This window comes from Niallia endozanthoxylica, assembly GCF_008710145.1.
Taxonomy (GTDB): domain Bacteria; phylum Bacillota; class Bacilli; order Bacillales; family Cytobacillaceae; genus Bacillus_BD; species Bacillus_BD endozanthoxylica.
Genome location: NZ_VYKL01000063.1, coordinates 1 through 12,827 on the forward strand (window position 1 = coordinate 1; position 12,827 = coordinate 12,827).

Genomic DNA, 12,827 nt, shown 5'->3' on the forward strand with positions numbered 1-12,827 from the left:
TAAAGAATATTTCTTAAAATATTTCTTCATAAATAAATGCACCTCCCATTGTTAGTTTTTATGTCTAACAATTGGGGTGCAGTTCAGGACTGTCCCCCGGTGCTTTAACGCATTACCCTATTGGGGGACTGTCCCCCAGCGCTTTAGCGCGTTTATGGGACAAATAGATTGGATACCCCTTGTTCTCGTTCTTCGGCAATTACTTGTCTACCGGCGTGTGCTTCATAAATGGCACCAATTCCTTGTATCCAGTCCCCGATATTTGCCAATGTTGCTCCTTCTAACTGACCTGGATTCTCACTAGATAAGACTTCCTTTGTTACACCAACCGCTTCTAAGAATTGACCAATGGTTTGAATCCAAACTCCTTGTACAATTTGATTTTCATATGGGTCCGTTCCAATTTCCTCACTTTGTCGTAAAAGTTCAGTTAGATATAACGCCTCCATAATTTTTCCAATAGTTTGGATCCAAATGGATATGGAAACTTGTTTTTCAAGCTGTACAATCAATTCCTTATTATCATTCTTGCTGCTTTCCTTTGGTTGATTTTTCGTTTCTGATTGCCTATACACATCATCCACCTCATTTGTATATATGTATGCAAATTTTAGGCAAATGCCAATAGCCATAGCCGACAAATACTTCTTTTGCTTTAGTACGTTACTCTATTGGGGGACTGTCCCCCAGTGCTTTAATGCGTTACTCCATCAGGGGACTGTCCCCCAGTGTTTTAACGCGTTACTCTATTGCGAAGTTTTCCTCCATCATTAGGAAAATGTTTCGTGCTTTTGATTTTGAAGAAGTGCGCATACTAGATGAGAAGTTAGCCATTCAGTGCAGCTACTACATTTCTAAGGGGTAGTGAAAATATGACTCAGACTAAACTCATGGAAAATGAACAAGCCTTGAATCAAAATGATTTTTACCAAATTGTCCTGGGGCGCCGCTCTGTTAAAAGTTATGATTCTTCTGTCAAAATCAGCCGGGAGGAAATGGCTGAAATCTTGGAAGAGGCCACCCGCGCTCCGTCTTCGGTTAATATGCAGCCTTGGCGCTTTGTCGTCATTGAATCGCCGGAAGGCAAAGAAAAGCTAGCGAAGCTTGCCATGTTCAATCAGACGCAGGTGTCTACTTCTTCTGCGGTGGTTGCTGTTTTTGGCGATATGAAAAGTGTGGAATATGCAGATGAAATCTACTCGAAGCAAGTGGAGCTCGGCTATATGCCACAAGATGTCAAGGAACAGCTGCTCGCCGCTTTCAAGCCTGGTTATGAAAATATGCCGGAGCGGGATATGCGGGATTTAGTGCTGATTGACTCAGGTCTTGTCTGCATGCAGCTGATGCTGGTTGCGCGTGCCCGTGGATATGATACGAATCCCATTGGCGGCTATGAAAAGGATAAGATTGCCGAAGCATTCGGGCTGGATAAGGAACGATATGTTCCGGTTATGCTGATATCGATGGGGAAAGCCGCAAATGAAGGCTATCCTTCTTACCGCTTACCGGTGGAGACGGTGACTAGTTGGGCATAAATGAAGTTATTTTTTAATCAGGGGAAGGGCTGAATGGCCTCTCCCCTTTTAACCATGTTCTAATCCCGTAATCCATCGAATACTGCAAGAGAGCTTCTTTTTACCCATGTGTATACAACTGCCAGGAATCTGCAGAAATGGTGACCACTGTATGAGGAAACAGACACTCTCATTATGATAGAATAGATGTATGTTAATAGAAATGGGTAAGGAGAATATAAAATGAGGTTTGTGAAGTGGATTTTGATTCCTGTGGTTATTTTAGCGGCCATTGGTTTTGGTGTTTATCAGTTCGGAGTAGATTATGCCATTGATAAGGTTTCTGAGGAAATGGAGAATTCCGGAAAAATGGAAGAAGTAAAAGCGATGGTTAAAAACGATCCTGAACTTGAAGCCTTTATAAAAGAAGTAGAGAACTCTCCTGAAATACAGCAGTATCTCGAGGGAAGCACGACTGACCTAACAGAATCAGAAAATAATGAAACGCCTGCAGCAAAAGCAGAGCCGCTTCCTTTTGACACAAAAGAAGAAGCAATGAAAGTAGTAGTAGACCGGGTTGGTATGACTAAATTAACCGGTATGGCAAAAGATGTTCAAGATGGAACCCTTTCAAAGCAAGAAGCAATCGATACTTTATCGACGGAATTTACAGAAGAAGAAATGACGGCTTTAAAAGTGATTGCTTATAAAGAATTGTATAGTAAGTAGTGGAATTGGTGAGCTAGAAGGTCGGCAGCATGACTCACATCATCAGGCAGTGCCTGCATTCCAAAGTAAAAGGGAGAGTGAATCTAAAGTGATTCCTCTCCTTTTTGCCTTTAATGATAAAGCTAATTAAAGTTAGTGAAACGTTATAATATGACTTCCTAAAAGCTTGCCCTGCTGCTGACTTCATACATCATCATGAAAATCAAGCAGCACTGGAACTGCGGATCTTTCGACGTTAGGATAAAGAGTAATCAATGAAGAAATACTAAATGACGAAACTTATTTGTTTCAACATGTTTTATAAAAATCATGCATGGAATCAAAAAAGGAGTTTTTACATATGTCGAGCGATTTATATGCAAAGGAATATATTAAAAATTTATCGCAGTTAAAAAGTCTTGTACCAGAACAAATGAAAACCTATCGGGACTTTAGCGCAGCGGTTTTTTCAGAAGGGGCTTTGTCGAAAAGAGAAAAGGAATTGATTGCGGTTGCGATTACGCATGTAACAGAGTGTCCTTATTGTATTGATTTTCATACAAAAGCAGCGAAAAAAGCGGGAGCGACATTAGAAGAATTAGCTGAAGCTGTATTTGTCACTGTTGCAGTTGAAGCTGGCGGGGCTATCACACACAGTACACATGTGCATCATACCAAACAGAAAGATGCATCAGATGTACTCTACTCCCGTTCCAACCTGCAACATGTAGGGCAATTGGAAACATTGACACCTGAAGGCTTTAGCGGTTATCAAGCATTTAGTGCTGCGGCTGTAAAAGTCGGGAACTTAAGTGCCAAATTCAAGGAAATTATTGCTGTAGCTGTTGCCAACGCCACTCAATGTCCCTATTGCATTGATGTTCATACGAAAAAAGCGGAGCAATTGGGCGCAACGAATGAGGAACTCGCTGAAGCCATCATGGTCACTTCCGTTGTTCGCGCAGGCGGAGCTTACGTTCACATGGCCAATATGATTCAAAGCTACCGAGAGGAAGAGTAATGTTGAGGGGTGAACCAATGGGGACAGCTTCAATCTGTCCCTACGGCTCTGACTCATATGGAAAGCTCCCTTCAAAATGATCCTATCCCTACGCCCACGAATGGGTCTGAACAAAAATCCCATCCCCTTCTAACCACTCTGCTAGAAAAACATCCTTATAATCCGAAACACTCTTCGTTAAGAGCTGGCTTTTTAGCCACGTTTCATCAAATCCCAAATCCTTCACTTCATCCCATAGGACCTTCCCATCACGAATCAACGTTACCGGGACATAGGCGGGCTTCCCGAGCAGATTAAAATCCTCCAGCGTTGTTTTTTGGTACCTGGGCTTTTTTAAGATGCTGATAGACCCGTTTGCCTCGAGGTAACAAAAGGCAACCTCGCGAATCGAAAAGGTCTCGCTTTGCCGCAGCAGGCTTTGCAGTTGATTGATGTTCATGCGGCTTTTTCTCAGCGCTTCGCGGTCGACCGTCCCATTTTTAATGAGCGCCACAGGCTTTCCTTCAAACATCCCGCGGAAAAATAATGATTTTTGGCCGAGAGATTCTACGAGCAATAATAAAAACCCCCATAAGAACATGGAATAAATAATGTAACCAAGTCCTATTTTTTCATCATACAGAGCGTTTCCAAGCAATTCGCCCAGCACGACTGCGGAAATAAACGTAAACGGTGTAAATTGGTTGATGATTTTTCTCCCAACAACTTTCACAATCAAAAACAACAGGAAAAAACCCATAACCAGTTCAACAGTTAAATGGACGCCTTTTATCAATCGAAAAACTCCAATCCATCCCATGATTGCCTTTATTTTTTCCAAAATGTAATTAGTTATTAGCAGTAGGTACATTTATGAAGCAGAATAAAGTGTAAAAAACTGCCTAAACTATCTTTATACAATATGGATAGGTTAAAGGAGTTTTTTACAATGAATTTTGTATGGGAATCCCTCCTTCTCATTTTGACTGGGATTTTGCTGCTTCGGGTGGCCGGTAGAAAGTCGATTTCGCAAATGACACTTGCACAAACGGTTGTGATGATTTCCATTGGATCGATTATCATTCAGCCTATTGTCGAAACAAGTGTCTGGAGAACAATCGTTGCAGCCGCTATTTTCATTGCTGCATTAATTACACTTGAATATCTTCAGATAAAATTTAATGCCGTTGAAAAATTTATCACCGGAAAATCAAAAGTCGTTATTCAAAATGGCTCCCTTGATACGGACAATTTACGCAAGCTGCGAATGACGGCCGATCAATTAGAAATGCGGCTCAGACAGCAGGGTATCACGAGTATTCAGCATGTGAAAACGGCAACCTTGGAACCGAATGGCCAGTTAGGCTATGAGCTGATGCCGGATGCGCAGCCGTTAACCGTCGGAGAATTTAAAAGGCTCATGCCGATGTTACTCAATCCAACTCCGCCTTCCAGTCTGCAACAGAATACAGATATTTTTTCTGAAGTGGTTCAAGAGCAGCACAGACAAGAACATCCTAAGTATCTTCAATAATATTGCCGTTAGGACGCAGAGACAGGTGCCGCGTTCCGTTCAAAATTCTGCCAGATATGGAGTGACGCTTCGATGAATGAAGCTGCGGTTGTTTTGGTGCGATCGGTGATTTCCTTTGGTTCCTTATTGATTTTTGCGCGAATGTTAGGGAAACAGCAGGTAAGCCAAATCACCTTTTTTGATTATATTTTGGGCATTACGATTGGTTCGATTGCGGCAAACTTAACCACAGATTTAACGAGCCGGTCATGGACCCATTGGGTTGGGTTGGCAGCTTGGGCCCTTATGGTTTTTTTTCTGCAAAAAGTAACACTCAAATGGCGTAAGGCTTCCATTTATTTAGACGAGGAGCCGGTCATTGTGATTATGAATGGAAAAATCATGGAGGACGTCATGCACAAACTTCGCTATCAGATTTCGGACCTTCAGGAACAGCTTCGAGAAGCAGGGACATTTGATATCAACGAGGTAGAATATGCCATTCTTGAGCGGGATGGGAAACTGTCGGTTTTAAAGAAAAGCCAGTACCTTCCTGTCACGGCAGAGGATTTAAAGATTACGACTCCCTATAAAGGATTGGGCACAGAATTGATTTATGACGGAGAAGTGGTTGAACAAAATTTGACGTTTGTGAATCATGATCGCCATTGGCTGGACAACCAGCTTCAAGCTTTTGGCTATCAGTCCCCTTCCCAAGTGTTTCTTGCTGTCCTAGCACCAACGGGAGATTTATTTATCGACGGATACCGGGACAACTTAAAGAAATACGTTGATATTAGCGATTACAATGGGCTGAGGTAAAGGAGAAATAGTATGAAGGAGTTTTTTCTCTATCGGATTATTCCCTTTCTTTTAATAGGTATATTTGTTTTGATTATGCATTCAGCGGTATTTTTGAAGCAGCCTTTTTCCAAAGAGGATGATGTGGTCCGCTATTTGAACGCCGCAAGCGAGAACATTCAATCCGAAAACTGGGAAGAGGCGTCCAAAAACCTTGCCAAGGTGAATAAGGCATTTGAAACGGTCGTCAAACGGATTCAATTTAGTGTGGAACGAAATGAAGTGAATATGTTTGATCAGACAATCGAGAAAACAAAAGGCTTTGTGACCGTTAAGGAGAAAGCAGGAGCCATGGCAGAGCTGAGTGAGGCACAACATGTATGGGATCAATTGGAAAAATAAAATGAGATAAGAGCTAGTCACTTCATCGGTAAGGAAGTGATTAGCTTTTTGTCTCATTTTCCAATCTTGGAGGCGACACTGCATTCTTATTTCTCCTTGTATTATTCTGAAAAATCAGATTATAATAAATTGGGTACGAAACGATGAAAAAGGAGAAGTGATATATGATTGATATTGTGGGGCAAATTATGCTGTATGTGAATAACCAAGAGGAGTCGTTATCCTTTTGGACGGAAAAAGCGGGGTTTTCCGTTATTTCCGAGCAGGAAAGCGGGCCAATGAAATGGTTTGTGATCGCCCCGTCAGAGAATGCTCAAACAAGCATTGTTCTGCATGACAAGGAATTGGTAGCTAAGTTTTCACCTGGTATGAATCTCGAGACTCCTTCCTTGATGTTCTTCACGAAGGAGCTGGATCAGCTTTATGCTGATTTTAAGGGTAAAAATATTACGGTTGGAGATATTGTTGAGATGCCCCAAGGACGGGTATTCAATTTTGCCGATAATGAAGAAAATTATTTTGCTGTAGTAGAGAAAAAGTAGGAAGAACGGGGTCGGTTCTTTTGCTTTCAAAGAAAAATGGATGGTGTGTATAATTCTAACGGGTTCTCTTTTGAAGTATAAAAAGTGAAAAAACAGATTAAATAGCTTACAAAAAAGCGTGGTCATGGTGCTTACCCCCGAAAGTTAGATTTTCACTCTAACTTTCGGGGGTCGGTACCCATTCGTAAAGGAATCGCCATACTTTTTATATTTCTTTAAAGGTATAAAATCATAAGCGGAGAATTTCCGTCTAATGTATAGAGTGGAGGCTTAAGAAGAAGATATAAGCGGAGAATTTCCGATTAACTCTTCTAAATAAAGCAAAATCCAAAGATTTGGATAAGATAAACGGAAAAACTCCCTTTATTCCGAGGCAAATATCAATATTTCTCCATTTAAACGGAATGTTTCCGTCTATTTTTCAAACACAATAAGGTCAACATGTAACATAGTCATTCACCTCTATATTAGCAATCAAATAATCAGATAGAGAATAGCTAGTCGCAAGTGGTGATTTACTCAGTCATTTATCGTGTGATTTTATATGCTGAATGACTATAAAACATTGATACATCAACAAAAAATAGGGTATGAGAATCACTGGGATTTCGCCCCCTATTTGCCGTGCGATTTACTGTTTTACACCTTTAAAGAGAACCCGTTAGTATAATTCCATCCATTTTTTCTATTTATAGTGTGACTGTCCAGTTAAAAGGATCCTCAAGTGAGCCATTTTGGATGCCTGTTAAATGATTATAAAGCATTTGGGCGGTTTCGCCGATTTCCCCGTTATTAAGGATGACTTTTTCCCCCAGCCAATTTAACTCGCCAATCGGTGAAATAACTGCGGCTGTTCCTGTACCAAAGGCCTCTTCTAACGTTCCATTATGGAAAGCCTCTACAACCTCATCTATTGATATTCGGCGTTCTTCGATTGGAATATTTTTTGATTTTAATAGTTGAATGATTGAATCTCGTGTGATACCTGGAAGGATACTCCCATTTAATTCAGGTGTTACAACCGTTCCATTGATTTTGAAGAAGACGTTCATGCTGCCAACCTCTTCCACGAAACGTTTTTCTTTTCCATCTAACCATAAGGTTTGAGAATACCCATCTTTGCTTGCTATTTCTTGTCCTTTCAGGCTGGCTGCATAATTTCCGCCTGTTTTCGCTGCACCTGTTCCCCCGGCAACCGCACGCACATAATTCTGCTCCACTAGTATTTTAATTGGTTTCATGCCTTCTTTGTAGTAAGAGCCTACCGGAGACATAATCATGATAAATTGATAATTCTTCGAAGGAGCCACCCCTAAACATGGGTCTGTTGCAATAATAAAAGGACGGATATATAAAGACGTCCCTGGTGCAGCCGGCACCCAGTCACAGTCCACACGAATCAATTTCTTAAGCGCTTCTAATGCAAGCTCCTCATCTATAGCAGGAATGCATAACCGTTCATTCGAAGCATTTAATCGTTTGAAATTGCTATCGGGACGGAATAATTGAACCCTTTTATCTACATTAAAATACGCTTTAAGCCCTTCAAATACCGTTTGGCCGTAGTGGAACACCTTTGCTGCTGGGTCTAAGCTAAGCGGTTGATAAGGGATAATTCGCGGATCCTTCCATCCCTTATCTTCTGTATAGTCCATGATAAACATATGATCGGTAAAAAACTGTCCAAAACCCAGCTTATCTACATCCGGTTGATTTTTTTTATTTGTTGTTCTTTCTGTTTTGATTTCAAGCATCCCTATAGCCCCCATTGTTTTATGAATATTCCTAAAAGTAGTAATGAATTATTACTCATTTTACTCAGGGGATTATGATTCGTAAAATATATAAAAGCTATAGAAACTATGCGATAAAGTTATAGAGTTTTACAGCTGATGGGACTGGATATATTCAATGAGCTCTCGAGCTGCATAGGAAAGATATTTATTTTTTCTATAAATAAGTACTACATCCCATGCGACTTGTGGTTCGGAGATAGAGATTGCTTGTAATTTCCGATTATTAAACCGGCTCACCATCGACCTGGGAATAAGGGAAATCCCTAACTGTGCTGCGACCATTTCCCCAATGATATCCCATAGTGAACTTTGATAGGCCACATGCGGTTCAAATCCCGACTCTCTACATGCCTGCTCCACCACATCATGCAGGACATAATCTTCTGTTAACAGGATAAACGATTCGTCCTTCAGCTCGGATAAACACAATGACTCTTTCCCTGCCAGCCTATGTTCGCTATCGACAATGACAACCAGCTCTTCAGATAGCAGAGGAATACTTTCAAAAAGCTCAGAGTTCACAGGCCTGACCGTGATGGCTAAATCAATACTTCCTTGTTTGACTCGATGTTCTAATTGTTTGGCACTGCCTTCCGTCATAGAGATATCTATTTGCGGATATTGCTTTTTAAATCCCGCAAGGATGGTAGGAAAAAGCAATACACCTATTGTAGGCATTAATCCCATGTTGATATTTCCTCTTTTTACATCAACGAGCTCATCCACATAGGAATAGATGTCTTCTACTGACTGCAGGACCTTTAACGCTTGTTCATAGACGATGACCCCTGCATCCGTCAGTTCAATTTCCCTTTCTGAACGATCCAATAATTTCACCTTTAGTTCATCTTCAAGATTTTTTACCATCTTACTGATGGAAGGCTGCGATACATGTAAAATTTGCGATGCCTTTGTAAAATTCTTTTGTTTGCCCACTTCAACAAAATATTTAAGGTGTTGAATATCCATTTTATAAACTCCTTTAATGATTGGATCCCTTTATCTGCTTATATCATTTATTAAACGACGTAAAAACGCAAATGAAAATCTGCTCTTCATTCTTTTTCCATACATTCACATATAATCCATGACTATTGATGTATTCAAATCTCTTGTCTATCAAGTTATGATATGAGAATGTGAAAACAGAATAGGTTAGATGTTTGTTGGTTTTATCTTGCTTCCTAAGCATCTATTTTTCCATTAAATACGTATTATATAAAGAAAGAAGGAAGGTATTATCATCATGGTTTTTGGTTCAACTGTCCTGTCTTTTTTACCGGCGGGGCTTGATTATGACACGTTAAAAAATTTAGGAATCTCTATAGGGGTTTTGCTTTTATTTATTCTGTTTCGAAACCTATTTACAAAGTATGTCTTTCAGTTGATTGTCAAATTGGCAAAGAAAACACCAACAGAATTTCTAACCCAAATCTGTTTAAGCTTTGAACGTCCTTTAAGCTGGGCGTTTATTATTATCGGCTTGTATGTAGCTATGGATTACTTCCCTTTTATTGAACAGCATAATGCATTATTTTTAAAATTCTTGCGTTCCATGATTATTGTTCTCATTACATGGGGATTGTTTAATCTGTCATCACCTACTACGGGGATTTTAATCAGTGTAAACAAAAAGATGAATAATAAGATTGATTTAATTCTTCTCCCATTTATTTCGAGAACCATCCGCGTCATCATTATTGCCATCAGCATCAGTATTATTGGCCAGGAATTTGATTATGATGTCAACGGATTAGTCGCAGGTCTTGGCTTAGGGGGATTGGCGTTTGCTTTAGCGGCAAAAGAAGCGGTCGGAAATCTGATTGGCGGAATCGTCATTGTCACAGAAAAACCGTTTTCCATTGGAGACTGGATTCTTACACCTAGTGTCGAGGGGACAGTAGAAGATATTAATTTCAGAAGCACCAAAATTCGGACCTTCAGTCAGGCACTCGTGACTGTACCCAATTCAACCCTTGCGAATGAACCGATTACCAACTGGAGCCGAATGGGGAAAAGACGGATCACATTCCACCTAGGAATTAACTATAAAACATCCAAAGCACAGATTCAAAGAGTGGTTGCCCGAATTGAATCTATGTTGAAGAAGCACGAGGAAGTTCATCCGGATACAATCATGGTGGCCTTTGATCATTATAATGAGAGCAGCCTGGATATCCTGTTATATTTCTTTACTAATACGACGGTTTGGGCAGAGCACCTAAGAATCAAACATGAGATCAACTTAGCTATTATGGAGATATTAGAGGAAGAAGAAGTAGAAGTCGCCTTCCCAAGCCGAACGGTCTATGTTACCCCGCAATCAGATGAGTTACTCCAAACGATGGGTTCTGTCGATTAAGAGAATAGATGAAAAAAAATCAAGACCTTCACTTTGAAGGTCTTGATTTTTTTGTAGAGATTTTGTCCACCTAGGATGGACTTTAATCTATCTATACTCCCTCAAAGCCAACTTGATCGGGCAAGTGTCTTTGTTCGGTGCCTGACACCGTTAGAAGGATAGGAAGCCTTTGCCTAGTTGCTTGAGCATTTCTTTTTTGCGGATATTTTGGTACATATCTTTTTCCCACTTTTTCACTTGTAATGGCGTGTAGAAGGTTGGTGTACCTTTGCTGTATGAAAGAGGCTCCATGCTGAGCACTTCTCCTTCTTTCAGGCCTTTTTTAATCTGCTGAACGCTATTTACATGAAGGCCCGTTGTTACCTTTTTCTTTTGAACCTTGCCATTTTCAAGGACATAGACATGCTTTGTTTTGCCGCTTTTCTTGATGCTGTCATATGGAACGGTGATAGCGTCTAGTACTTCCTTCCTTACAATTTTGACATTCACATGTGTACCGTGGGCAAGATTATCGATTCTTTTATCGAGAACGATGGTGAATGGATATTGGCTCTCCTTCTTCACCTTTGGCTCGTTTTCCGGGAAATGAGAGACTTCCTGGATACTGCCTTTATATGATTTATTGCTGCCTTTCAAAGAGACGGTTACTTCCATGCCTGGCTTAATCTTAGATTGTTCTTTTTCCGAAAGCATTCCTTTTACCATGCTTTCCTTTGAAATAATGGTAATAACAGGGTTGGAAAGATCGTGGTTGATGTTCTTTACCACGCCGTTCATGTCACTGATTTCCTCCAGCTGCGGCAGTTTTCTATCAAGCGAAGCAATCTGCTCATCGTACTTCTCTATTTCGCTTTCTAAGCGATTGATTTCAACCTCTGTTTGATATAAATCGATTTCAACGGAATAATCGTTGATTAACAGCTCATCGTCTAGCACCGAGCGGGTTGTATCATAATTGATATCGTTTAGGTCATCCCATTTATCCTCAAGTGCCTCCAGCTGATTCTCTAAGCTGTCGCGCTCAGACTTCAGCACAGCAATCGCGTCCTCATAAGATTCCGTTGAATAGTAGAATAGCGTCTTACCGGATGTCACCTCTTCCCCTTTTTTCACCATAAAGCCTTCAAAGCTGCCTTTTCGTTCGTCATAGTAGATAGACTGTTCTTCAAGTGGTGTGGTGACCCCTTCGGTTTTCATTGTTTTTTGTATGTTTTGTTCTTTCGCCGTCGTCCACTCTGGTACATATAAGGAACGAGCAACTTTACTGTTTTCTTTAAAAAGTAAATATAGATTCACGGCGACAAAAAGAATTGCAGCGCCGATGATGATTTTTGATATCCATTTCACACAGACCACTCCCTATAGCAATTTTTCAAGATCCATGATTTGTAAAAATATAGATATGCCCAACATAATGAGATTGAAGCCAATCACAAATAAGGCAGTCAGCAGTCGAGAGCGTTCTAACAGGACTTTGACATATTTGTATTGCAGAATCATGGCCCAGATGTTAAAAATCGTGATGCCTCCCAAAAATTGCAGGATTAGGTTATGGGATGTCAGATATTGTCCGATAACGCCTAGTGAAAATGGATTAGAGATGTCCGGCAATCCGATGAAAACGGTAAATGGCATTGCGACAATCTTCCCAATTAACAGAATCGTTAAAACATAGAATTGAACAGAGATGAATTTCTTCCATTCGATATCTGAAAGTGCCCAGAAAAAGAGCGATGGTATGATAAGAATAATAATCGCTTGCAGCATGGACCAGATGATTTGGCCTCCTGCAAATAATAATTTAATAGCTTCGAAATCTGTATTGGAGCGGTTATGCAGTTCCTTTGACATGATTTCATTGCCAATTCCAAAAAAGGACGAAACTACTGCTAGTAGAAACGTTATGACAAGCAGCAGGATTGCCTTCCCCCAGAATCCTCCTGCTTTTTCGGCTTTCATTAATTGCTGCGCTTGTACATAAGGCTCTCGTATCCCCTTGAAAAGCCGTATATAATACATCATTGTTCAACTCCCATAGCTCAACTTTATCCCACTCTTAACGGGCAGTAAGACCCCCACCTCAAGATTCTGCGTATAAAAAAGAACATAGGTGGGGATTAACTGCCCGTAAAGGTCCATTTGTGGAATCACAGACTAAGAACGCCACATTTGTGGCAACGTCTGTGTGA

At 40.5% G+C, this 12,827-nt stretch carries 14 protein-coding genes; 8 read left to right on the forward strand and 6 right to left on the reverse strand.

Annotated features, from left to right (window positions below; genetic code table 11):
- Positions 1-152 precede the first annotated feature (152 nt).
- Positions 153-575 (reverse strand): hypothetical protein, encoded by a 423-nt coding sequence (locus tag F4V44_RS25920; RefSeq protein WP_150442867.1) that lies wholly within the window; start codon positions 573-575, stop codon positions 153-155.
- A gap of 297 nt (positions 576-872) precedes the next feature.
- Between F4V44_RS25920 and F4V44_RS25925 the strand changes: the two genes are divergently transcribed.
- The 3 genes from F4V44_RS25925 to F4V44_RS25935 all read left to right on the forward strand — a co-directional run bounded on the left by F4V44_RS25925 (position 873) and on the right by F4V44_RS25935 (position 3,243).
- Positions 873-1,535 (forward strand): nitroreductase family protein, encoded by a 663-nt coding sequence (locus tag F4V44_RS25925; RefSeq protein WP_396897520.1) that lies wholly within the window; start codon positions 873-875, stop codon positions 1,533-1,535.
- 222 nt (positions 1,536-1,757) lie between these two features.
- A complete protein-coding gene (locus tag F4V44_RS25930; protein ID WP_150442868.1) occupies positions 1,758-2,243 on the forward strand; it encodes a hypothetical protein in 486 nt (161 codons plus the stop codon).
- A 340-nt stretch (positions 2,244-2,583) separates the two neighbouring features.
- Complete coding sequence (locus tag F4V44_RS25935) at positions 2,584-3,243, forward strand: carboxymuconolactone decarboxylase family protein (RefSeq protein ID WP_150442869.1); 660 nt, start codon at positions 2,584-2,586, stop codon at positions 3,241-3,243.
- A gap of 88 nt (positions 3,244-3,331) precedes the next feature.
- Here F4V44_RS25935 and F4V44_RS25940 read toward each other — a convergent pair whose 3' ends face one another.
- Positions 3,332-4,015: a DUF421 domain-containing protein gene (locus tag F4V44_RS25940; RefSeq protein ID WP_150442879.1), complete on the reverse strand. Its 684-nt coding sequence runs from the start codon at positions 4,013-4,015 to the stop codon at positions 3,332-3,334.
- Positions 4,016-4,171: 156 nt separating this feature from the next.
- On the opposite strand from F4V44_RS25940, the gene F4V44_RS25945 reads away from it, so the two are divergent.
- The 4 genes from F4V44_RS25945 (at position 4,172) to F4V44_RS25960 (ending at position 6,480) form a co-directional block, all read left to right on the forward strand.
- Positions 4,172-4,756 carry a DUF421 domain-containing protein gene (locus F4V44_RS25945; protein WP_150442870.1) on the forward strand — a complete coding sequence of 195 codons (585 nt, stop codon included), beginning with the start codon at positions 4,172-4,174 and terminating at the stop codon, positions 4,754-4,756.
- Positions 4,757-4,828: 72 nt separating this feature from the next.
- Complete coding sequence (locus F4V44_RS25950; RefSeq protein ID WP_150442871.1) at positions 4,829-5,557, forward strand: DUF421 domain-containing protein; 729 nt, start codon at positions 4,829-4,831, stop codon at positions 5,555-5,557.
- 12 nt (positions 5,558-5,569) lie between these two features.
- Complete coding sequence (locus tag F4V44_RS25955) at positions 5,570-5,938, forward strand: DUF4363 family protein (protein ID WP_150442872.1); 369 nt, start codon at positions 5,570-5,572, stop codon at positions 5,936-5,938.
- A 164-nt stretch (positions 5,939-6,102) separates the two neighbouring features.
- The gene (locus F4V44_RS25960; protein WP_150442873.1) at positions 6,103-6,480 is read left to right on the forward strand and encodes a VOC family protein; all 378 of its coding nucleotides are present in this window, start codon (positions 6,103-6,105) and stop codon (positions 6,478-6,480) included.
- Between the two features lie 689 nt (positions 6,481-7,169).
- On the opposite strand, the gene F4V44_RS25965 is transcribed toward F4V44_RS25960, so the two are convergent.
- Positions 7,170-8,234: a branched-chain amino acid aminotransferase gene (locus F4V44_RS25965; protein WP_191090871.1), complete on the reverse strand. Its 1,065-nt coding sequence runs from the start codon at positions 8,232-8,234 to the stop codon at positions 7,170-7,172.
- 129 nt (positions 8,235-8,363) lie between these two features.
- A complete protein-coding gene (locus F4V44_RS25970) occupies positions 8,364-9,245 on the reverse strand; it encodes a LysR family transcriptional regulator (RefSeq protein ID WP_150442874.1) in 882 nt (293 codons plus the stop codon).
- A gap of 277 nt (positions 9,246-9,522) precedes the next feature.
- Here F4V44_RS25970 and F4V44_RS25975 point away from each other — a divergent pair, with 277 nt between their 5' ends.
- Positions 9,523-10,638 (forward strand): mechanosensitive ion channel family protein, encoded by a 1,116-nt coding sequence (locus tag F4V44_RS25975; RefSeq protein ID WP_150442875.1) that lies wholly within the window; start codon positions 9,523-9,525, stop codon positions 10,636-10,638.
- A gap of 150 nt (positions 10,639-10,788) precedes the next feature.
- On the opposite strand, the gene F4V44_RS25980 is transcribed toward F4V44_RS25975, so the two are convergent.
- A complete protein-coding gene (locus F4V44_RS25980; RefSeq protein ID WP_150442876.1) occupies positions 10,789-11,985 on the reverse strand; it encodes an efflux RND transporter periplasmic adaptor subunit in 1,197 nt (398 codons plus the stop codon).
- Positions 11,986-11,997: 12 nt separating this feature from the next.
- A complete protein-coding gene (locus tag F4V44_RS25985) occupies positions 11,998-12,660 on the reverse strand; it encodes a hypothetical protein (protein WP_150442877.1) in 663 nt (220 codons plus the stop codon).
- Positions 12,661-12,827: the final 167 nt, after the last annotated feature.

Coding starts and splice junctions, on each gene's coding strand:
- F4V44_RS25985 (WP_150442877.1), bottom strand. CDS start 12,660: ATGATGTATTATATACGGCTTTTCAAGGGGATACGAGAGCCTTATGTA.
- F4V44_RS25930 (WP_150442868.1), top strand. CDS start 1,758: ATGAGGTTTGTGAAGTGGATTTTGATTCCTGTGGTTATTTTAGCGGCC.
- F4V44_RS25975 (WP_150442875.1), top strand. CDS start 9,523: ATGGTTTTTGGTTCAACTGTCCTGTCTTTTTTACCGGCGGGGCTTGAT.
- F4V44_RS25950 (WP_150442871.1), top strand. CDS start 4,829: ATGAATGAAGCTGCGGTTGTTTTGGTGCGATCGGTGATTTCCTTTGGT.
- F4V44_RS25935 (WP_150442869.1), top strand. CDS start 2,584: ATGTCGAGCGATTTATATGCAAAGGAATATATTAAAAATTTATCGCAG.
- F4V44_RS25960 (WP_150442873.1), top strand. CDS start 6,103: ATGATTGATATTGTGGGGCAAATTATGCTGTATGTGAATAACCAAGAG.
- F4V44_RS25925 (WP_396897520.1), top strand. CDS start 873: ATGACTCAGACTAAACTCATGGAAAATGAACAAGCCTTGAATCAAAAT.
- F4V44_RS25945 (WP_150442870.1), top strand. CDS start 4,172: ATGAATTTTGTATGGGAATCCCTCCTTCTCATTTTGACTGGGATTTTG.
- F4V44_RS25955 (WP_150442872.1), top strand. CDS start 5,570: ATGAAGGAGTTTTTTCTCTATCGGATTATTCCCTTTCTTTTAATAGGT.
- F4V44_RS25965 (WP_191090871.1), bottom strand. CDS start 8,234: ATGCTTGAAATCAAAACAGAAAGAACAACAAATAAAAAAAATCAACCG.
- F4V44_RS25970 (WP_150442874.1), bottom strand. CDS start 9,245: ATGGATATTCAACACCTTAAATATTTTGTTGAAGTGGGCAAACAAAAG.